23 protein-coding genes are annotated in these 20,560 nt (G+C 57.7%); all 23 read left to right on the top strand.

The window, feature by feature from the left end; all coding sequences use genetic code 11:
* The first annotated feature begins 5 nt into the window (after positions 1–5).
* The gene (flgF, locus tag ABVT35_RS01000; RefSeq protein ID WP_368464251.1) at positions 6–716 is read left to right on the top strand and encodes a flagellar basal-body rod protein FlgF; all 711 of its coding nucleotides are present in this window, start codon (positions 6–8) and stop codon (positions 714–716) included.
* A gap of 48 nt (positions 717–764) precedes the next feature.
* Complete coding sequence (gene fliI / locus ABVT35_RS01005; RefSeq protein ID WP_368464253.1) at positions 765–2,159, top strand: flagellar protein export ATPase FliI; 1,395 nt, start codon at positions 765–767, stop codon at positions 2,157–2,159.
* 16 nt (positions 2,160–2,175) lie between these two features.
* On the top strand, positions 2,176–2,736 hold the full coding sequence (locus ABVT35_RS01010) for a flagellar protein (RefSeq protein WP_368464255.1): 561 nt from the start codon (positions 2,176–2,178) through the stop codon (positions 2,734–2,736).
* A 95-nt stretch (positions 2,737–2,831) separates the two neighbouring features.
* Positions 2,832–3,206 carry a flagellar basal body rod protein FlgB gene (gene flgB, locus ABVT35_RS01015; protein WP_368464257.1) on the top strand — a complete coding sequence of 125 codons (375 nt, stop codon included), beginning with the start codon at positions 2,832–2,834 and terminating at the stop codon, positions 3,204–3,206.
* Positions 3,207–3,211: 5 nt separating this feature from the next.
* Entirely contained in the window at positions 3,212–3,631 is a 420-nt protein-coding gene (gene flgC / locus ABVT35_RS01020; protein WP_368466245.1) for a flagellar basal body rod protein FlgC, read from the top strand.
* Positions 3,628–3,963, top strand: coding sequence for a flagellar hook-basal body complex protein FliE (locus ABVT35_RS01025; protein ID WP_368464259.1), 336 nt, complete (start codon positions 3,628–3,630; stop codon positions 3,961–3,963). The genes flgC and ABVT35_RS01025 overlap by 4 nt, the downstream gene beginning before the upstream one ends.
* Before the next feature lie 11 nt (positions 3,964–3,974).
* Entirely contained in the window at positions 3,975–4,760 is a 786-nt protein-coding gene (flgG, locus tag ABVT35_RS01030) for a flagellar basal-body rod protein FlgG (protein WP_368464260.1), read from the top strand.
* Between the two features lie 13 nt (positions 4,761–4,773).
* On the top strand, positions 4,774–5,229 hold the full coding sequence (flgA, locus tag ABVT35_RS01035) for a flagellar basal body P-ring formation chaperone FlgA (RefSeq protein ID WP_368464262.1): 456 nt from the start codon (positions 4,774–4,776) through the stop codon (positions 5,227–5,229).
* 38 nt (positions 5,230–5,267) lie between these two features.
* Complete coding sequence (locus ABVT35_RS01040; RefSeq protein WP_368466246.1) at positions 5,268–6,332, top strand: flagellar basal body P-ring protein FlgI; 1,065 nt, start codon at positions 5,268–5,270, stop codon at positions 6,330–6,332.
* Positions 6,333–6,343: 11 nt separating this feature from the next.
* Complete coding sequence (locus ABVT35_RS01045; protein WP_368464264.1) at positions 6,344–6,877, top strand: MotE family protein; 534 nt, start codon at positions 6,344–6,346, stop codon at positions 6,875–6,877.
* Positions 6,874–7,584 carry a flagellar basal body L-ring protein FlgH gene (flgH, locus tag ABVT35_RS01050; protein WP_368464265.1) on the top strand — a complete coding sequence of 237 codons (711 nt, stop codon included), beginning with the start codon at positions 6,874–6,876 and terminating at the stop codon, positions 7,582–7,584. The genes ABVT35_RS01045 and flgH overlap by 4 nt, the downstream gene beginning before the upstream one ends.
* Positions 7,585–7,593: 9 nt before the next feature.
* On the top strand, positions 7,594–8,133 hold the full coding sequence (fliL, locus tag ABVT35_RS01055; RefSeq protein ID WP_368464267.1) for a flagellar basal body-associated protein FliL: 540 nt from the start codon (positions 7,594–7,596) through the stop codon (positions 8,131–8,133).
* Positions 8,130–8,867 carry a flagellar type III secretion system pore protein FliP gene (gene fliP, locus ABVT35_RS01060; protein WP_368464268.1) on the top strand — a complete coding sequence of 246 codons (738 nt, stop codon included), beginning with the start codon at positions 8,130–8,132 and terminating at the stop codon, positions 8,865–8,867. Before fliL ends, fliP begins: the two co-directional genes overlap by 4 nt.
* A gap of 247 nt (positions 8,868–9,114) precedes the next feature.
* Complete coding sequence (locus ABVT35_RS01065) at positions 9,115–10,080, top strand: flagellin (RefSeq protein WP_368464270.1); 966 nt, start codon at positions 9,115–9,117, stop codon at positions 10,078–10,080.
* Between the two features lie 409 nt (positions 10,081–10,489).
* Complete coding sequence (locus tag ABVT35_RS01070) at positions 10,490–11,455, top strand: flagellin (RefSeq protein ID WP_368464272.1); 966 nt, start codon at positions 10,490–10,492, stop codon at positions 11,453–11,455.
* A 355-nt stretch (positions 11,456–11,810) separates the two neighbouring features.
* On the top strand, positions 11,811–12,779 hold the full coding sequence (locus ABVT35_RS01075) for a flagellin (protein ID WP_368464274.1): 969 nt from the start codon (positions 11,811–11,813) through the stop codon (positions 12,777–12,779).
* Between the two features lie 178 nt (positions 12,780–12,957).
* Positions 12,958–13,617 carry a hypothetical protein gene (locus ABVT35_RS01080; protein ID WP_368464276.1) on the top strand — a complete coding sequence of 220 codons (660 nt, stop codon included), beginning with the start codon at positions 12,958–12,960 and terminating at the stop codon, positions 13,615–13,617.
* Positions 13,614–14,906 carry a MotB family protein gene (locus ABVT35_RS01085; RefSeq protein ID WP_368464277.1) on the top strand — a complete coding sequence of 431 codons (1,293 nt, stop codon included), beginning with the start codon at positions 13,614–13,616 and terminating at the stop codon, positions 14,904–14,906. Before ABVT35_RS01080 ends, ABVT35_RS01085 begins: the two co-directional genes overlap by 4 nt.
* 5 nt (positions 14,907–14,911) lie before the next feature.
* The gene (locus tag ABVT35_RS01090; protein ID WP_368464279.1) at positions 14,912–16,189 is read left to right on the top strand and encodes a chemotaxis protein; all 1,278 of its coding nucleotides are present in this window, start codon (positions 14,912–14,914) and stop codon (positions 16,187–16,189) included.
* Positions 16,182–17,681 carry a flagellar hook-length control protein FliK gene (locus tag ABVT35_RS01095; RefSeq protein WP_368464281.1) on the top strand — a complete coding sequence of 500 codons (1,500 nt, stop codon included), beginning with the start codon at positions 16,182–16,184 and terminating at the stop codon, positions 17,679–17,681. The genes ABVT35_RS01090 and ABVT35_RS01095 overlap by 8 nt, the downstream gene beginning before the upstream one ends.
* Positions 17,626–18,192, top strand: coding sequence for a transglycosylase SLT domain-containing protein (locus ABVT35_RS01100; protein ID WP_368464283.1), 567 nt, complete (start codon positions 17,626–17,628; stop codon positions 18,190–18,192). The genes ABVT35_RS01095 and ABVT35_RS01100 overlap by 56 nt, the downstream gene beginning before the upstream one ends.
* A gap of 281 nt (positions 18,193–18,473) precedes the next feature.
* Positions 18,474–19,145, top strand: coding sequence for a DNA-binding response regulator (locus ABVT35_RS01105; RefSeq protein ID WP_368464284.1), 672 nt, complete (start codon positions 18,474–18,476; stop codon positions 19,143–19,145).
* A gap of 137 nt (positions 19,146–19,282) precedes the next feature.
* Positions 19,283–20,539: a flagellar hook protein FlgE gene (locus tag ABVT35_RS01110; RefSeq protein WP_368464286.1), complete on the top strand. Its 1,257-nt coding sequence runs from the start codon at positions 19,283–19,285 to the stop codon at positions 20,537–20,539.
* The last annotated feature ends 21 nt before the right edge of the window (positions 20,540–20,560 follow it).

Genomic DNA, 20,560 nt, shown 5'->3' on the forward strand with positions numbered 1-20,560 from the left:
ACAAGATGCAATCTTCCCTTTACGTTGCCCTTTCCTCGCAGATCGCACTGGAAAACCGCCTGAACACGCTGGCCGACAACGTCGCCAATTCCAGCACCATCGGATACCGGCCGACCGAAATACGGTTTGAATCCCTGCTCAACAACAACACGGCCTTTGTGTCGCACGGCGAGACCTATTTGTCGACGACGGGCGGCGGGCTGACGCAAACCGAAAGTCCGCTTGATTTTGCGGTACAGGGCGAAGGCTGGTTTGCAATTGAAACGCCGGCGGGCATGACGCTGACCCGGGACGGCCGTTTCACAATGTCCGGGACTGGTGAACTGGTCACGCTCGCCGGCTATCCGGTGCTTGATCCCGGTGGCGCCCCCATTCAGCTCGATGGCAATGCCGGTCCGCCGGATGTTACCCGTGACGGACTGTTGCGTCAGAACGGGACCGCCGTCGGTTCGATCGGCATTTATGCCGCCGACCTGGAGCAGGGCTTCATCCGATATGAAAACAGCGGCATCATTCCGAATGCAAAACCGGAGCCGATCCTCGACAGGACCAACTCCGGTGTGTTGCAGGGATATCTGGAGAAATCGGGCGTTAATGCCCTGTCTGAGATGAGCCGGCTTATCATGGTGACCCGGGCTTTCGAAAATGCGGCCAGCCTGATCAAGGACAGCGAAAACTCGCTTGACGATGCGGTCAAGACCCTCGGAAACACATGATGCGGATGAGGGCAATGTCGTCGTTCGCGGTCAGCAGCACCGTGTGTCATGTCGTCAGCTGAGCCAATTCACCAGCGCCGTTCGGCGACACTGGACGCGCTGGACCGCCTGGTCAGCAAGTACTCCAACCCGGAAGAGCTTGTGCGGCGTGGCGGCGTTGTCACCACCATAACCCCTAACAACTATCAGGTTTCAGGACTGTCTCAGCACGTGTGCCTTGGTGATTATGTGGAACATCACGGTCGCGCCGGCATATCTTTGGGAGAAGTGGTCAAGGTCGAGCCCGACGCCGTCATTGTCTGTCCGGTCGAGCGCGGAGAAGCCATCGCCATCGGTGATCCGGTCATCAGGTTCGGCGCATTTCGCATCGCGCCGGATACCGACTGGTGCGGCCGAACGATCAATGCGCTTGCCCAGCCCATCGATGGTCTCGGACCACTGACGCCCGGCAAGCGTCGCCGGGCTGTGGCAAACGATGCGCCAGCGTCGATGAGCAGGCAGCGGGTCAATAAGCCGATGAAAACAGGCATACGGGCGATCGACATATTCTCGCCGCTGTGTCTTGGGCAGCGCCTGGGGATATTTGCCGGCTCCGGCGTCGGCAAGTCGACGCTTCTGTCGATGCTGACCCGCGCGGATGCCTTCGACCGTGCCGTCATCGCGCTGGTCGGCGAGCGGGGCAGGGAGGTTCGCGAATTCATCGAGGACACGCTTGGCGACCAGATGGGCAAATCGGTCGCGGTCGTTGCCACCAGCGATGAAAGCCCTATGGTGCGCCGCATGGCGCCGATGACGGCAATGACCGTTGCCGAACATTTTCGCGACAATGGCGAAAATGTCCTTCTGGTTGTCGATAGTGTCACCCGGTTTGCCCACGCAATCCGTGAGGTCAGCGTGGCTTCGGGCGAACTTCCCGTGGCACGCGGATATCCGGCCACCGTCTTTACCGAACTGCCGCGCCTGCTGGAGCGTGCAGGTCCGGGCAGCGCCGGTGCCGGATCGATTACGGCCATCGTCTCCATTCTGGTCGATGGCGACAATCACAACGATCCGATTGCTGATTCGACGCGGGGTATTCTCGACGGGCATATCGTGTTGGAGCGTGCACTGGCCGAGGAAGGGCGCTACCCGCCGATCAATCCTCTGGCATCGGTTTCGCGGCTGGCGCGAACGGCATGGGAGGCGGATGAGGAAAAACTCGTAATCCGGCTGCGCGCGCTTATCCAGCGCTATGAGGAAACCAAGGATTTGCGGCTGATTGGCGGATATCGGCCCGGCGCCGACGCCGAGCTGGATATGGCGGTCCGCCAGGTGCCGGTCATTTATGAAATCCTGAAACAGCAGCCACATGACAAACCGTCCCGTGATGCGTTCAACGACCTGGCCGACGCGATGAAACACGCCGCGGCCATGGCGCAGCAGGAAAACCAGCCCGGTCAATAGAAACGAGAGCATGTCGATGAAAGAACAGGAAGCAGGCGCGAATGCCGTTCAGCCGGTCCAGGAAAAATCCGAGGTCAAACACGACCGCGCGGATCGCATCCTGATATCAGCAGGCCTGCTAATCGCTGCGTTCGCGGCTTTCTTTCCCTGGTATGTTTTTCTTAACCAGGAACAGTTCGGCATCCAGCCCTATTCCTATTCGTCGGGCAGGGATCTTTCCAAAATGCCCGGCCGCAACTTCGTGAACGTCTCGCCTCTGGCCATTCCCGATTCGGATGAGAAGGAAATCAGCGAGTCGCTCGACGCACTCACCACGGCAACAATTACGCTCAGCGGCCAGCAGGCAGAGCAGGAAGCCGAGGCGAAGGAAGACCCGCCGCAGTCATTCCCCGGCGCAAAGCCATCATTTCGCCTGCTTCACGTCGTCAACGGCCGGGCGCTGATAGAGGACGGCAACGGTGTTTATGTCGTCAGGGTCGGGTCCGTGTTACCCGATGACAGCAAGCTTGCGACGCTGGAGCAGCGCAATGGGCGCTGGGTGATCGTCACATCTGACGGTGAGGTCATCGAGCGCTGATACAGGCGTTTCCTGCGCAAAACTGTGTACGGATGCGGGACCGCAAGTCCCACGCAAGATTGGCTTCATAGATTATCCCGCAAAGGGAGAATCGGATGCAGCCGATCCAGCTATTTGAATTAGCGTCAAGTAAGGCCCATTGGCTGTCCGTGCGCCAGAACGTGGTTACGGGCAATATCGCCAATGCCAATACGCCCGGCTACGTCACGATGGAAATCGATCCTTTCGAAACCGTGTTGCAATCCGTCGGCACCAGCATGTCCGCAACCCATCCAATGCATTTTACCGAAGACTCCATGCGTGGCGCGGTCAGAGCCGACGGCGGGGATGTGGCGGTCTCGCCATCGGGCAATTCCGTTGCCCTTGAAGAAGAATTGATGAAGGCGGGTGAGGTTCGGCAGGAATATGAACTGAACGCAGGCATCCTCCGGTCCTTTCACCGGATGATGCTCATGACGGTACGCAAATGACAGTGATTGATCCACTTGCCGCTGCCATGAGAACGGCGGCCTCGGGCCTTGAGGCGCAGTCGACACGACTGCGCATCGTCTCTGAGAACATGGCCAACGCCCAATCGACCGGCACCACGCCCGGCGCAGACCCCTATCAGCGCAAGACGGTGAGCTTCATGTCGGAGCTCGACAGGGTGACCGGTGCGGCGCTGGTAAGCATCGACTCGATCGGGCGCGACAATTCCGAGTTCCACGTGGAGTTTGATCCGGGCAATTCTGCCGCCGACGAAGACGGCATGGTCAAGCTCCCGAACGTCAATGTGCTGGTGGAAATGGCTGACATGCGCGAAGCCAACCGCTCCTATCAGGCCAACCTGCAGACAATCAAACAGGCGCGTGAACTGATTTCCATGACAATCGATCTGTTGAGGACGACGGGATGATCGATGCAATCAATACCGCTGCCATAACGTCACTGAGCAGGCAGGCTGCCGGCTCCGACGTTGCCACGGAAGTAGCGCAGCCCAATGCGGCAGCAGCGGCCGCCGCCGGGACGGATTCCGATTTTTCGTCGATGCTGTCCGACATGGTCGCCGACATGACGACGACCATCCAGCGGGGCGAGGAGATGTCGGTGAAGGGCATCAGCGGGCAGGCCACCACGCAGGAGGTTGTCGAAGCGGTCATGAGCGCCGAGCGCACGCTGCAAACGGCGCTCGCGGTCCGGGACAAGATCGTGACCGCCTATCTTGAAATAAGCCGCATGGCCATCTGAGGGGACGATCGATGAAAGCACTGGCCATTGCCGCAACCGGCATGAATGCCCAGCAACTGAATCTGGAAGTGATTGCCAACAACATCGCCAATATCAACACCACGGGCTTCAAGCGCGCCCGCGCTGAGTTTTCCGACCTTCTCTATCAGGTGGAAAAGGCGCAGGGCGTGCCGAGCCGGGCCAATCAGGCCATCGTGCCTGAGGGCGCCTATGTCGGCCTTGGTGTGCAGACAATGGCTGTCCGCAACGTTCACATTCAGGGTTCGCTCGTCAGCACGGGAAACAAGCTTGATCTTGCGCTCGTTGGTCGAGGCTGGTTCCAGATACAGAGCCCCGATGGTGAGACCCTTTTCACCCGTGCCGGGGCCCTTAATACGAATGCCAATGGTGAGATTGTCACTGCTGACGGCTATCTTCTTCAACCGGCCATTACCGTTCCACAGGATGCCAGCGAGATCGTCGTGACCAAGTCCGGCCAGGTTTTCGTGCGCATTGGCGATGATGCGGACATGCAGGAGATCGGCCAGATAACGATCGCCAACTTCGTCAACGAAGCCGGTCTTGCCCCGCTTGGCGACAATCTGTTTCAGGAAACCGAAGCCTCGGGAGAATCGACGGTCGGTGTTCCTGATGATCCGGGATTTGCTTCTATCCAGCAGGGTTATCTTGAGGCCTCCAATGTCGATGCTGTCAAGGAGATCACCGACCTCATTTCGGCGCAGCGGGCCTATGAGATGAACTCCAAGATTATCAAGGCGGCCGATGAAATGGCCTCCGTCGTATCGCAGAACATGTAATGGGACCCTATTGATGACTTGCCGCACCGCCCTTGCCGTACTAGCGATCCTGCTGGCAGGTGTGTGGCAAGCTGCGGCCGGCGAGCAGGTCGCCGTCATTCCCAAGCAGATAATCTATCCGGGCGAAACGGTTCAGGCGCATATGCTTGAAATCGTCCAGGTGACAAACCCGAACATCCGGCGCGACTACGCATCATCCATGGATCAGGTCGAAGGCATGATTGCCAGGCGTACGCTGTTGCCGGGGCGGGTGGTGCCGGTGTCGTCCGTGCGCGAGGCCTATACCATCGAACGCGGAACGGTTGTCACGATGATCTATTCACAGGACGGATTGGTCATCACCGCGCCAGGAAGCCCGATGAAAAACGGTTCCGTGGGCGATTTCGTGCGGGCGCGCAATATCAACACAGGCGTAATGGTTTCCGGCACGGTGATGGCGGACGGTACAATACGGGTTGCGGCCCAATGATTTTGTACCGGACAGGTCTTGCACTCCTTGTCGGTCTGATGCTGGCGCTGCCGGCCGGTGCTGCATCGCGCATAAAGGATGTCGTGTCCCTGCAGAGCGCGCGTCAGAACCAGCTGATCGGCTACGGGCTGGTAATCGGTCTGCAGGGGACCGGCGACAGCCTGCGCAATGCGCCTTTCACCGAACAGTCATTGCGCGCAATGCTGGAAAATCTCGGCATTGCGGCAGAAGGTCAGAACGTCCGCGTCAATAACGTGGCCGCCGTCATCGTGACGGCCAATCTGCCGCCGTTTTCCAGTGTCGGTTCGCGCATCGACGTCAATGTCTCGTCCATGGGCGATGCAACATCGCTGCGTGGCGGTACCCTGGTGATGACGCCGCTGTCGGCTGCCGACGGGCAGATCTACGCCGTTTCGCAAGGGTCGGTGGTTGTATCGGGCTTTACTGCGGAGGGAGATGCCCAGTCACTGACACAGGGCGTGACCACCGCAGGTCGGGTGCCCGGAGGCGCGATCATTGAACGCGAGATTCCCCTGCGCTTCAAGGATACCGGGCATTTGACCCTGCAACTGCGCAACCCGGATTTTACCACCGCCGTGTCGATTGCCGACGCCATCAACAGGCATACCGGCCGCCGATACGGCAAACTGCTGGCCAGCGCCAACGATTCCACGACGGTTCAGGTCCTGCGGCCAAAAAAGGTCTCTCTTCCCCGCTTTGTTGCTGAGATCGAGCGTCTTCTTGTCGAACCGGACGCACCCGCGCGCGTGGTCATCAACGAGCGCACCGGGACCATCGTAATGGGACATGATGTGCGCATTTCAAAGGTTGCAGTCAGCCATGGCGCCCTCACAATCCGCGTGACGGAAGCGCCGATCATTTCGCAACCGCTGCCGTTCAGCGACGGGGTGACGGCCGTCGAGCCCCTGACGGATATTCAGGCAATGACGGAGGGCGGCCAGGTTGCCATCGTCAATGGACCCAATTTGCAGACCCTGGTGGCCGGATTGAACAGCATCGGCGTAAAGCCTGACGGCATCATCGCCATACTTCAGGGGATCAAATCGGCCGGAGCCCTGCAGGCGGAGCTGGTATTACAATGAGTGGGTGGCACATGAGCGCAATAGTCCGCAAAACAGCAGCGTCCGCGCTGGCGCTGGCAATCGCAGCCGGCCTGACCTCACACCCGCTTTCGCTGGCCCAGGCAGCCGGCAAGGACGCAGAGATTTTGCAGGAGGAGATCTCCGATGAAATCCGCGCCTTCTGCACGAACATAGCCGATGCCGCCCGCGATCAGCGTTACCTGCTGCAAAAACAGGAACTCGAGCAACTGCAGGCCGATATCGAAGATCGTATCGCGATGCTTGAAAAACGCCGTGCGGAATATGAGAACTGGCTGCAGCTGCGCAACGATTTCCTCGTCAAGGCCGAGGGCGGGCTTGTCGAGATCTACAAGAATATGCGCGCCGATTCAGCGGCGGAAAAACTTGAGCTGGTCAACATCAATGTGGCGGCCGCCATCGTCATGAAACTGAAACCCAGGCTGGCAAGCCAGATTCTCAATGAAATGGATGCCGAAAAGGCGGCCAATCTGACCAGCATTATTGCAAGCGCTGCCGACACCAGCATTCCGAAGGATCCGTCATGAAACGCAGCGCTGCATCAGTCCTGTTATGCCTGTTACTGGCCGGCTGCGGCTCCAGTGCTCTGAAAGATGTCGGCAGGGCACCGGCCATGAGCCCCATAGGAAGTGGATTGAAATATGGTCAGACGCCGCAAATGGCGCTCTATCCGAAACCGCCGCGCAAGCCGGGCACCGGCTATTCGCTGTGGACGGACGCACAAAGCGATTTGTTCAAGGATGCCCGCGCCATGTCTGTCGGCGATATTCTGACCGTAAATATTGCCATAAATGACAAGGCGACCTTCGACAACAAGACCGACCGCGACCGGACCAATTCCAGCGGCATCAACGCCTCGGGTGAATACGGTGTCAACAGTAGAAGCGGTGAGGCGTCTGCAGGACTGAAATTCGGCTCAAACACCAGCACAAAAGGCAAGGGCACCACGGCGCGGTCCGAAAATCTGGAGCTGCGCGTCGCTGCCGTTGTTACCGGTGTCCTCGACAATGGCAATCTCGTTATCAGCGGATCGCAGGAAGTGCGCGTGAACTTTGAAATGCGCATATTGAATATTGCCGGGATAGTGCGTCCCCGTGACGTTGATGCCTACAATACCATCGCCTATGAGAAGATCGCCGAAGCACGTGTTTCCTATGGCGGGCGTGGTCGTCTCATGGAAGTTCAACAGCCGCCCGTCGGCCAGCAACTCGTGGATAAATTCTCTCCAATCTAGCACGGTGACATGACGACACCTGACGATGAAAACAAGAAAAAAGGCGGCGGATCGGTCATTATGACCATCGTCGTTGTATTGGTGCTCTCGGCACTTGCCGGCGCCGGGGGCTGGATTGTCGGCATGATTGCCGGTGAAAAATCAGCCGATGCGGAAATGTCAACGCCAGAAGCCGAAATGGCGGCAAAAGCCGGCATTGGTTCCAAAAAAACGGACAAGGAAAGTAATTCCGGGGAGGGCGACGAGGCCGATACCCCGGCGCCTGCACGGCAGATCGTGTCGCTTTCGCCGATCACCACCAATCTTTCCTATCCATCGAACAGCTGGGTCCGTGTTGAAATAGCTCTGGTGTTCAATGGAAAACCTGATCCGGGCATGGCGGAACTGGTTCACCAGGACGTCATGGCCTATATGCGGACGGTTTCACTTCAGCAGATTGAAGGGCCGCGCGGCTTTCAGCATTTGCGTGATGACCTTTCCGAACGCGCGACCATACGTTCGGGTGGTCAGGTATCGAAGCTCCTGTTCAGAACCTTTTTGATCGAATGATACGATTTTTATTGGCAGCGTTCGCCATGATGGCGACAATCGCTTCGGCCGAGGCCCAGGCCCTGGCCCCGGATGTTCTGACCCAGCCGGTCGATGGTTCCGTCGCCAGCTGGATAATCCGTACTTTCGGATTGCTGACGGTTCTGTCGGTGGCGCCGGGCATTTTGATCATGGTCACCAGTTTTCCGCGTTTTGTGATTGCGTTCGCTATTCTGCGCGCCGGCATGGGGCTGCAGACTACGCCGGCAAACCTCATCCTCATAAGCCTGGCGCTGTTCATGACCTTCTATGTCATGACGCCGACATTCGACCGGGCGTGGGAGGGCGGTATCCAGCCGCTGCTCAACAATCAGATTGATGAGGCGCAGGCATTCGACCGGGTCAGCGACCCGTTCCGCGATTTCATGCTGTCGAATACCAGGGACAAGGATCTCAACCTGTTTGTCGATCTTGCGGCCGAAAGGGGGCAGCCGGTCGAGACCGGCCAGAAGATCGATATGCGCGTCCTGGTTCCCGCATTCATGATCTCCGAAATCCGCCGCGGTTTCGAAATTGGCTTCCTCGTCGTACTGCCGTTTCTGGTGATTGACCTGGTCGTTGCGACGATCACCATGTCCATGGGTATGATGATGTTGCCGCCGACCGCCATATCGCTCCCGTTCAAGGTTTTGTTTTTCGTGCTGATCGATGGATGGAACCTGCTTGTCGGCAGTCTGGTGCGTTCGTTTATCTGAGCTGATTCAGGCGCGTACATTTACGATCCATTAACCATGTTTTCCAGTTGATCGGATGCGATTTACTGGCAACCGGCAGTATTAGTCATTTCGTAACCGGTGACTGCGAGTGTTGCTCCAACATGACGGGAAAGGTTTTCGGCCGAGGGGCGGAGGACCATGGGCATGATGCCGCGCCGCCATTACCGGTAATCAAGTCCGGTATGTCCCTTATTCTAATGTATCGGGTAATCCGAGGGACAATTCCATGACAAGTATTATGACGAATGCTTCTGCGACGGCTGCCCTGCAGACGCTTCGCAACATCAACTCCGGCCTTGAAACGACGCAGGCACGCATTTCTTCCGGCTACCGGGTTGAAACCGCTTCCGACAACGCCGCTTACTGGTCGATCGCAACCACGATGCGTTCGGACAACAACGCGCTTTCGACGGTCAAGGACGCCCTTGGTCTCGGCGCCGCCAAAACGGACATCGCATACACGGGCCTTAACAGTGCCATCGATGTTGTTGACGAAATCAAGTCCAAACTGGTCGCTGCAGCCGAGCCCGGCGTCGACAAGGAAAAGATCAACTCCGAACTGACGGAACTGAAGAACCAGCTCACATCGATCGCCGAATCGGCATCGTTCAGTGGCGAGAACTGGTTGTACAGCACCGCTTCCGGTGGCGCGAGCACCGCCTCCATCGTCGGCTCGTTCAACCGCTCATCCAACGGCAATGTTTCCATCGCAACGCTGGACGTTAATGTTGCCAGCACGGTCCTTATCGATACGGACAATGCCGGCCGGGGTATTTTGACCAAGGATATCGATGCTGACGCATTGCTCGACACACCGACCGGTACCGCCGAGAACTGGTTCCTGATCGACGCCAGCTCGGCAACAGCCGCAACCGGTACGGAAATCACCTTGTCCGCCTCCACGACGGATGCGCAGGTCAGCTCCATGATCCGCGTCGTCGATGAGATCATGAACCAGCTGACAGACTCGGCTTCCAGCCTTGGTGCCGTTAATTCGCGTATCGACATGCAGGAAAACTTCGTGTCCAACCTGATGGATGCGATCGATGCCGGTGTCGGCCGTCTGGTCGATGCCGACATGAACGAGGAGTCGACGCGGCTGACAGCCCTGCAGACCCAGCAGCAGCTTGGCATCCAGGCCCTGTCGATCGCCAACTCCAACACCCAGAACATCCTCTCGCTCTTCCGTTAAGGGCGTGAACTTCTGATGGATTGAGGCAACCAGTAGGGCAGCCCGTACGGGCTGCCCTACATATTTCAGCCCACATCCGCATTTTTTATATTCAGCACGATAAAGCGTCGCGTCCCTTTGAACGGGGACAGCGGCGTTTTGTCCGTTATCCGTTGAAAATACTTGCATTCCCGGTTTCACTGGTTAACAAGAGTTTAACATTAACTTCATATTAACTAAAAAAAACAACCGGTTATGGGCATTTGTTCAGAATTGATTAACCTTAATATTGTGTTGTGTTAGCGACGAATGACGGACCGGGTTGGCGCCTGCGCACAGGCGGACCCCAGGTGAGCATGATGCAACACCGTCGTTGCCGGTTCCAACTCCGGCATGTCCCTTACAAGTCCACTGTCAAAAGGGGCAGACAATGACAAGCATTATGACGAACTCAGCTGCTATGGCGGCTTTGCAAACCCTGCGGAACATCAACTCCGGTCTTGAGACGACACAGGCGCGTATTTCCTCGGGTTACCGGGTTGAAACCGCATCGGACAACGCCGCTTACTGGTCGATCGCCACCACAATGCGCTCGGATAACAAGGCGCTTTCAACGGTCAGCGATGCGCTTGGCCTCGGCGCGGCAAAGGTCGACGTTGCCTATACCGGTCTCAACAGCGCCATTGATGTCGTAGACGAAATCAAGTCCAAGCTGGTCGCCGCCCGCGAACCGGGTGTCGACAAGGACAAGATCAACTCCGAACTGACTGAACTGAAGAACCAGCTTTCTTCCATTGCAGAGTCGGCATCGTTCAGCGGCGAGAACTGGCTGTACAACACCACAGTCGGTGGTGCTACCACCGCATCCATCGTCGGCTCGTTCAATCGATCGGCCAATGGCAATGTCTCGATCGGGACGCTCGACATCAACGTCTCAACCACCATTCTCATTGACACGGACAATGCTGGCAGGGGCATCCTGACCAAGGATATCGACGCCGACGCATTGCTCGATACGCCGACTGGTACCGCCGAGAACTGGTTCCTGATCGACGCCGGCTCGGCAACCGCTGCGACCGGCACGGAAATCACCTTGTCCGTCTCGACGACAGACGCACAGGTCGAATCCATGATCCGCGTCGTTGACGAAATCATGAACCAGCTGACTGATTCGGCTTCCGGTCTTGGTGCCGTTAACAGCCGTGTCGAATTGCAGGAAACATTCGTGTCGAACCTGATGGACTCCATTTCCAAGGGTGTCGGGCGACTTGTCGATGCCGACATGAACGAGGAATCGACAAGACTGACAGCCCTGCAGACCCAGCAGCAGCTCGGTATCCAGGCCCTGTCGATCGCCAACTCCAGCTCGCAGAACATTCTGTCGCTATTCCGATAGGTTAACGAGCCCCGGCCCGGAAATCAGGGCCGGGCCTTCTTTCACAAAGCTGTTCGTTTTCCTGCTACCGATTTACAGGACATCGCGAACTGCAATGCTCATCCAGAACCGCGTCACCCCGGTGGCGCGGTTTTTTGTTGTCCGGTCCGATACGTTCATAATTTGGTGACGAATTTTAACAACTTGCTAATGCGGTTAAGAGTCTGTTAACCATAGCGTTAGTAGTTTTGTTAACGAATGGCGGGTTGATCCGATTTCGATCCGGTTCAACGGGCATGATGCCAGTCGCCATTGCCGGCACTTCTAATCCGGTATGTCCCTCTTCTTTTATGATTTGTCGACAGGGGCAGCCCAGATGACCAGCATTATGACCAACACCGCCGCAATGGCGGCCCTGCAAACACTGCGCGGCATCAACTCCGATATGGAAACGACGCAGGCGCGTATTTCGTCCGGATACCGTGTCGATACGGCTGCCGACAATGCCGCCTACTGGTCGATTGCAACGACCATGCGTTCGGACAACAAGGCGCTCTCCACCGTCAGTGACGCACTCGGCCTTGGCGCCGCAAAGATCGATGTCGCCTATACGGGCATGGAAAGTGCTATCGAGGTGATCGACGAAATCAAGGCAAAGCTGGTTGCCGCCGCAGAACCCGGCGTGGACAGGGACAAGATCAATTCCGAACTGACAGAACTGAAAAACCAGCTCACCTCTATCGCCGAATCGGCGTCCTTCAGTGGCGAGAACTGGCTTTACAACACCGCGGTGGGGGGCGTGACCACCGCATCGATTGTCGGCTCCTTCAACCGCTCTTCGGCAGGAAACGTCTCGGTCACCACTCTTGACGTCAACCTCTCCACAACCATCCTTATTGATACGGACAATGCCGGAAGAGGCATCCTGACCAGGGACATCGACGCTGACGCACTGCTCGATGCGCCAACCGGTACCGCCGAAAACTGGTTCCTGATCGACGCCAGCTCGACGACCGCGGCAACCGGTACCGAGATAGCATTGTCAACCGCGACAACCGATGCGGAAGTCGAAGCCATGATTCGTGTCGTCGACTCGATCCTGACCACATTGACTGACGCGGCATCCGATCTCGGCGCCATCAACAGCCGTGTTGAACTGCAGGAAACCTTTGTTTCCAACCTGATGAATTCGATCGACAAGGGTGTCGGCAGGCTGGTCGATGCGGACATGAACGAGGAATCGACGCGGCTCAGGGTCCTGCAGACCCAGCAGCAGCTCGGCATCCAGTCGCTCTCGATCGCCAATTCCACGTCGCAGAACGTTCTGTCGCTGTTCCAGGGCTAAGCCTGAGAACCTGATTCCCGTGCGGCGCCGGCAGGCGTTGCTCGTTAGAAACACCAGGGCCGGTGCGCGGGATGCGCACCGGCCCTTTCATCATCCTCGCACAAGTTTCAGCGCCTATATTTCGCACAGTCATGCCGCGCGCAGCCCGGTACAAGCCGCCCGCTTTGGAGGTGTATGAATGGCGATCGCTCTCGAGCGCTATCTGAAAGACTTCGGCCAGCCCGAAACCTTCGTCCTGTCGGAGGATATCGGGTTGATGGGCGAGCAGCCGGCCACAGCGCCGGTCGAGCAGCATATTCCGGACCAGGCCGCGCCAGCTGCGCCTTTGATCGATATCGAGGCCGAAAAGGCAGCAGCTTTCGAAAACGGAAAGCAGGAAGCCGCCGTCGCATTTGAGGCAAGCCTTAACGAGCAGATGGAAGCCGAGCGCAGCAAACACCGTGAGGAAATCAACGAGCTCCGCACCCGCTACGAGCAAGACTTTTCGACCGTTATCGCCACCCGCTACGACACGCTGAGCAATGATCTTGTGGAGACGATTGGTTCCCAGGTCACGGCTATTCTAGCGCCGCTTTTCGAGCGCACCCTCAGTGAGAAGATGATTGACTCCCTGGCTGAGACAATGCGGCTATCTCTCAGGGACCGGGCGGTTTCGAAGATTGCCGTGACAGGCTCAGCCTCGATGTTTGATGCGTTGAAAGAAGCGCTCGCAGACGATGCGGCCCAGTTGGAATTCATCGAGGGTGATGCCTTTGACCTGACCATTCGCATCGACGATACGGTTTTGAGCACGCGACTTTCGGAATGGGCCGACCGGCTCCGGGAGCTGTTGCCTTGAGCGAAAACCAAACGACGCATCATACGGCCAACGAGATAATCATCGTTAAAAAACGCGGCGGCGACCATGGCGCTCACCATGGCGGTGCATGGAAGATTGCCTATGCCGACTTCATGACTGCGATGATGGCGTTCTTTCTGGTGATGTGGCTGATCAATGCGGCGAACGACGAAACCAAGGCGGCGGTTGCAAGCTATTTCAATCCGATCAAGCTGACGGACAACAAGCCCGCCGACCGTGGTTTGAAACAGCAGGACCAGGCGACCGTTGGCGATGAAGTCGAATACCTGTCGGACAGCGATAAGGCAGGCTATGAGGCCGGTGCCCAGGCCGGCGGCGGTGACGACATCGATTCCGCTGCCGGCGAGGAAGTCAAATACTCGGACGCAGACTATTTTGAAAATCCCTATTCGGTTCTGGCGGAGATTGCCCTTGAAACCGGACAGCAGACGAATGTGAGCGCTGCCGGTGAGGGAGGCGCCAATACATCCGGCCCGGCAACCGGCGCCTCGGGAGGCGAGGCTTACCGCGATCCGTTCGATCCCGATTTCTGGTCGAAGGCCGTCGAAATCGAAACGCGGGCTGATGTTACCGAAGACGATATCGAGCGCGGTGTGGCAGAAGCAGGAAGCCGCGACGCCATCAGAGAAGCGCTTGAGGCGGCCGAACCGGCATCCAGATTTACAAAGATGGAGGCCGACGAGCGCCAGGAGGGTGAATTCGAGGGCGAACCGATGCGGTCAGCATCAGCAGGGACCATTCCTGATGACGATCAGACCGATGAGCAGCTGGACCCGGTCGACGAGGCGCTAAAAAGGCAGCAGGAAGCCGAAGCGGGTCAGCTGCAGGAACAGATCGAAAAAGCGCTTGAGGGCGAGAATATCGAGCTTGGAGAGGGCCTGACGATAGTCCCCGCCGAGGGCGGGCTGCTGATCTCGCTGACCGATGAGCTCAAGGGCAGCATGTTCAATGTCGGCTCGGCCGTACCCAAGCGTGACCTGGTGGTTGCGATGGAAAAAATCGGTGGCCTGATATCCGAGCGTGAAGGAACCGTCGCCATACGCGGTCATACCGATGCGCGTCCCTTCGCGGGAACGAAAAACGACAACTGGAAACTGTCTATGGCGCGCGCGCACAGCGCCTATTACATGCTCGTTAGAGGCGGACTTGAAGAAATGCGCATAAGCGAAGTGTCCGGTTACGCCGACCGGCGATTGAAGGACGCGCAAAACCCGCTTGCCGATGTCAACCGCAGGATTGAAATCCTGATTGTCAGACCGTCGGGGTAGGGGCTATGGGGCGAACGGGCACAAGCTGGTCTGTCGGCAGTGTGATAACGCGCATTCTGTTGTTCATCGCCGCTTTTCTGACGTTGAACCATATCGGCATGTCCTTTGCCGGTGCTTCTGAGAAAACGGAAGATCTGTTGCCGCCCTACAAGATCGTTCGCTCACTGCAATATGTTCAGGATGCCGTCGTGCTCGGCGATCATTCGGCTGGTGAGATGCAAAAGCACCTGCTTACCATTGTCGACGACCGGCTTCGCCGGGCTGATCAGTTGGTCTTCGAGGACAAACGCAATGTCGAGGCGGCATTTATCTACGCCATGAGCGGCGGCAATCCGAAAACGCTGGTGTATCTCGTCGAACGTGATGACATGAACCGGTTCGACCGCCGTCTCGCCAGTGCATTGACGGACTACTTTTCCGGTTTGCCCGAAAAGGCCCGGCCGGAGTTTCAGAAATTGCTGCCCGAGTTCGCCGACAGCCGCATCGGCGCCTATCTGACCCTGGTCACCGCCAATGTTACGGCAGCCAGAAACGAGAACGAGGCTCTCAGGCTGTTCGACTGGGCAAGGCTGCTGGCGCCCGGGACGATTATAGAAGAATCTGCGCTCAGACGTGCCACCCACGTTGCATCGCGTTCAGGCGATATCAACCGTGCGCTGGACAATTCCGAGCGTTATGTGCGCCGGTTTCTGCATTCGCCCTATGCAAGCCAGTTTGTCGATATATTCGTCTATGCGATTGTCACCCATTCAGAGACGGTCGATCAGGAACGCATGGAATATGTGTTGTCCCTGATGGACAGATCCCGGCAGCGTGAGATTTATCTGCGCATGGCCCGCATGAGCACAATTGCCGGCAAGGAGGATATAGCGCTTCTCGCTGCCTCCCGGGCCGAAGCGCTTTCGGGAGAAACCCGCGATGTTGTCCGCGATCTAGCAGGTTTTTATGCCGGTGTCGCAAAAGTTCCGTCCGGTGATGTTGAAACCGCCGTCGAGGCTATCGCGGCAATTCCGGATGAGCGGCTTTCGGAACGCGACCGGGCCCTGCGCGATGCCGCGAAAATGATAGCGCAACAGGTTACCGCAGCACCGGATCCAGAGGTTTTAAAGGCACCCTCCGGGCCGGCGGTGCCGGTGAATGCGGATGCCGTCGGGCAAAGTCCCGATGCTCCCGCGCAGCCGGCTGTGCAAGAGGCCACGGGCTCCTTTGACCAGTTTATGGACAATAAGAGGGCCGCGCTTGATGACATCGATTCCCTATTGAACGAGACTGGCAATGAGTAACACTTTGACGGCAGGGCCTGGCAAATCGATCGGTTCGGATGCGGCCGTTCTGGCCGGCAAGAGTGCCAAGGGGAACCGCGAAGGTTCTGCGGGACCGGCCAAGGACGGTGTCTTCGGTGCAGCGGTGGATGCGGCCCGCAAAAACGATGACGGCAAGCAGGCTAAAACGGCCTTTCCCGCGAAGGCCAAAATGCCCCCTTCCGCGGATGGCGGAGGCGTCGATGGTGAAAAATCACCGCAGGTGGTCAATCGCGAATTTACGCGCAAATTGACCGGCGGCGGGCTCGCTGAGCAGCCGCAAGAAAAGACCGTTTCGGAACCCGGTGAAAAACCCGGGGATGGCAAGGAAACCGCTCCCGCTAAACCTCACTCCGGAAACACTGTACCAATCGATATGGACCGGCAGGAAACAGCCGCAAAAGCCGAAAAACACGAGATTGATCGCGCCGCGCAGGACGACGCTCCGGAACCGGCCGAACCCGAAAAACAGCAGGCCCGGACGCAGCAGTCTGATGTGCACAAAGCAGTGTCGCACAGCCCCGCCGATCGCTGGTGGACAGTGGTTACATTTTCACAGGCAACGCGCCGTAGCGAGACGGGAGCCGCATCTGCACCTGCAGCCGATGAAAATTATACCGAACTGCCGTTGCGTGGTTTACTGCGAAGAGAAACCGAGGGTGCGTCCGCAATGCGGAACAAGCCGACGAATGCGGAACCGTCGGCGCGCATGCCGAGTACACCGGTGGAGCCGGGCCAGGAGTTCGATAAGCGTGGTGCAGCCCGGGCTCTTGATATGTTCAAATCAGCCCGGGGAGGCAGCCACGCTACAGCAGGACCTGCATCCGCCTCTGCGCCGTTGGCGGAAAGGGCGGATGCGATCATGGCTTCCGGCGCCAACGTGACGGTTGTCGAAGCGCGGCAGTTTCCCGGCCTGTCGCCGACGCAATCCAGCGCCGCCGCCGTAGTAGGGGCCGTGTCGGGCAATGAAAGCTGGAGCGCCATGCTGCGCGCCAGCGAGGCAACGTCGGCAACGACACTCGATCCGGTGCAAAATACCGTCAATACGCTGAAGATCAGGCTGAATCCGGCTGAGCTTGGCAATGTCGATGCCACGCTGAAGCTCTCCGGAAACGGCCTTCTTGTTGAACTGAAAGTGGAAACGCCCGAGGCGTTCCGGCACCTTTCCGACAGCCAGCAGCAGATCCTCAAGGCGCTCAAGGGGCAGGGATTTACGGTCGAGCAGGTGACCGTCCAACAGGTCGGTCATGAACGCGGCCTCACGCAGCCGAGCGCGTCGTCCGGACAGGGCGGTCAGACATCGGGCGAAGGGTCCGGTCAGCTGGGACAGGGAAACTCATCCCAAACCGGGGAGGGTGGTCGCTCGGGACGCGAAGGCAGGCAGGAACACGCCCATGATCAGCAGCAGCAGAATTCAAATGACGTCCACGGTGACGATCGTTCTCGCGGCGCTTCTGACGCTGTTTACCTTTGAAACATCGGCCAGCCGTTCCACTGCGAACCGGTGCGAACGCGAAATCGTTTCGGCTGCCCGACGCCACAATGTGCCGGTGGGGATCCTCTATTCCGTCGGGCTGGCTGAAACCGGCCGTAAGGGATCGCTCCATCCCTATGCCCTGAACATCGAAGGCAAGGCCGTTTTTGCCAGGAACATGGGCGAAGCGCTCAAGGTCTTTCATCGTGCCCGCAAACAGGGCCGAAAGCTGATCGACCTTGGATGCATGCAGATCAATCACTACTATCACCGCGACGAATTCGAGCGGCTTTCCGCCATGTTCGATCCGGCAAAGAATGTCGATTACGCGGCCAGATTTCTGGCCTCACTGCGCAAGCGCCACAGCAGCTGGACCATGGCTGTGGCCCGATATCATGCCGGCCCAAACAACAATCCGGCGCAAAAGAAATATGTCTGCAGGGTAATCGGAAACCTTGTTGCGACCGGTTACGGGCAATGGACTACACAAGCAAAAGAATTTTGCAAGTAACAACCTGCAATTGTATTTAGGTCGCGAGCACTTCGACTACGCGATTGTGTCTATGATGTGGCGCGTCAATTCACATTTGGTTAATTGGCAATCGGAAAAGTTAAAATTTCCACAGCTATTATGCGTATCAGGTTGGGTAGCCACTAGATGTAGTAGCAAATCACCGCAATGTTCTCGCGCAACTATGAAAAAGTACCATTCATTTTCTGTAATTGTCGATGATTCAGGCCATTCGTTACCAATTGTTTAACGGGGCAGCAAAGTGATTCGGGGGCGGGCTGATGATCGTTGTGGTTGATGAACGAGAGTTAGTAACAGAGGGATATACATCGATGTTCGGCAGGGAAGGTGTGCCTTCCGCCGGATTTGATCCCGACGAGTTTGGTGAATGGGTTCACACCGCGGCGGATTCGGACATTGATGCGGTAGAGGCGTTTCTGATTGGTCAGGGCAGTGACAATATGGTCCTGCCGAAGGTTATAAGGGACCGGTCGAGAGCTCCGGTTATTGCAGTCAGCGACCAGCCCTCACTTGATACAACGCTAGCTTTTTTTGACTGTGGTGCCGACGATGTCGTGCGCAAGCCAATTCATCCCAGGGAAATCCTTGCCCGCGCTGCCGCAATAAGAAGGCGGTTCGGATCCGATCTGGAATATACGGAGGTTGGCCGCATCCGTGTCTACTCCGACGGACGTGATCCTGAAATCGACGAGCAGGCCTTTCCCCTGCCGCGCCGTGAGCGCCGAATTCTGGAATATCTTGTCGCAAACCGCGGGCGGCGCGTAACCAAGGCGCAAATCTTCAATGCCATCTACGGCATTTTTGACGACGACGTGGAAGAGAATGTCGTCGAAAGCCACATCAGCAAGCTGCGTAAGAAACTACGCATGCGCCTGGATTTTGATCCCATAGATTCAAAAAGGTTCCTTGGCTATCGCCTCGACTGGAACTAGCGCGTTGACAGTTCGGTGCCGCGGGGCCGGCACCTCGGTTTCAGTCCACTTAGAGTTTTGTGGAGCAAGCGCCGCAAACCAGTTTCGCGCAAGCCTGCTGGGCTACCCTTTATGAAACGCAAGCGAGGAATTGTGCGATGAGTCTTTATGGAATGATGCGGACGGGCGTTTCTGGCATGAATGCTCAGGCGGCGCGCCTTGGAACGGTCGCAGACAACATAGCCAACGCAAACACCACCGGTTACAAGCGAAGCTCGGCCGAGTTTTCGTCCCTGGTTCTGCCCAGCGGCGGCGGCTCCTACAATTCAGGTGGCGTAAGCACATCGGTGCGTTATGCCATATCTCAGGAGGGCGCCCTCCAGTTCACGACGTCGATAACCGACCTTGCCATCGGCGGGGACGGTTTCTTTGTCGTTCAGGATTCGTCCAATGTGTCGTATCTGACGCGGGCAGGTTCTTTCATACCCGACAGCGACGGCAATCTGGTGAATGCGGCCGGATATCAGTTGATGGGGTACGACTATGCCAACGGCACGCCGACCCCGGTGGTCAACGGATTTGACGGCCTTGTTCCGATCAATGTGCTGCAGGGCGCGCTTCAGGCCGATGCGTCGACGACCGGCGTCTTTACCGCAAACCTCAATTCCGATGCGGCGATCGTGACAGGCACATTGCCGTCAGCCAACGCGGCGACCTCGCAATACACCCACAAGAGCTCGCTGGTCGTTTACGACGATCTTGGCGGTGAGGTGCTCCTTGATTTCTACTACACCAAAACCGCGGCGGACACGTGGGAGGTTTCGGTGTTCGACCAGGCCGGCGCGACGGCGGGTACATCCTTCCCCTATTCGTCGGCGGCTCTTTCGACCGTCACGCTCAACTTCGACCCCACCACCGGTGATCTGACCGGCGCCAGTACCAGCGCGATAACCGTGCCTGTGCCGGGCGGCCAGAATCTCGACATCGACTTTGCCGCTATGACTCAGCTTGCCTATGAGTTCAACGTCGGTGACGCCAGCGTTGATGGCAACGCGCCAAGCAAGGTCGTCAGCGTAGAGATTACCACCGACGGCACCGTCTACGCCAAATATGAAAACGGCACACTGGATCCGAAATTCAAGATTGCTCTGGCAGATGTCCAGAGCCCCGACCAATTGGACCCGCTGTCCGGAAACGTCTTTGCCCAAAACAGCGAATCGGGCGTCGTGACCACTGGCTTTGCAGGCTCCGGAAATTTCGGTGACATCATTTCCGGCGCGCTTGAATCGTCCAATGTCGACATTGCCGAGGAGTTGACGAGCATGATCGAGTCGCAACGCAGCTACACGGCCAATTCCAAGGTGTTCCAGACCGGGTCGGATCTGATGGACGTTCTGGTCAACCTGAAACGGTAGGGCTTTCGGAGGCCCTGGAGG

It is taken from the genome of Hoeflea sp. TYP-13, from assembly GCF_040932035.1.
Lineage (GTDB): Bacteria > Pseudomonadota > Alphaproteobacteria > Rhizobiales > Rhizobiaceae > Hoeflea_A.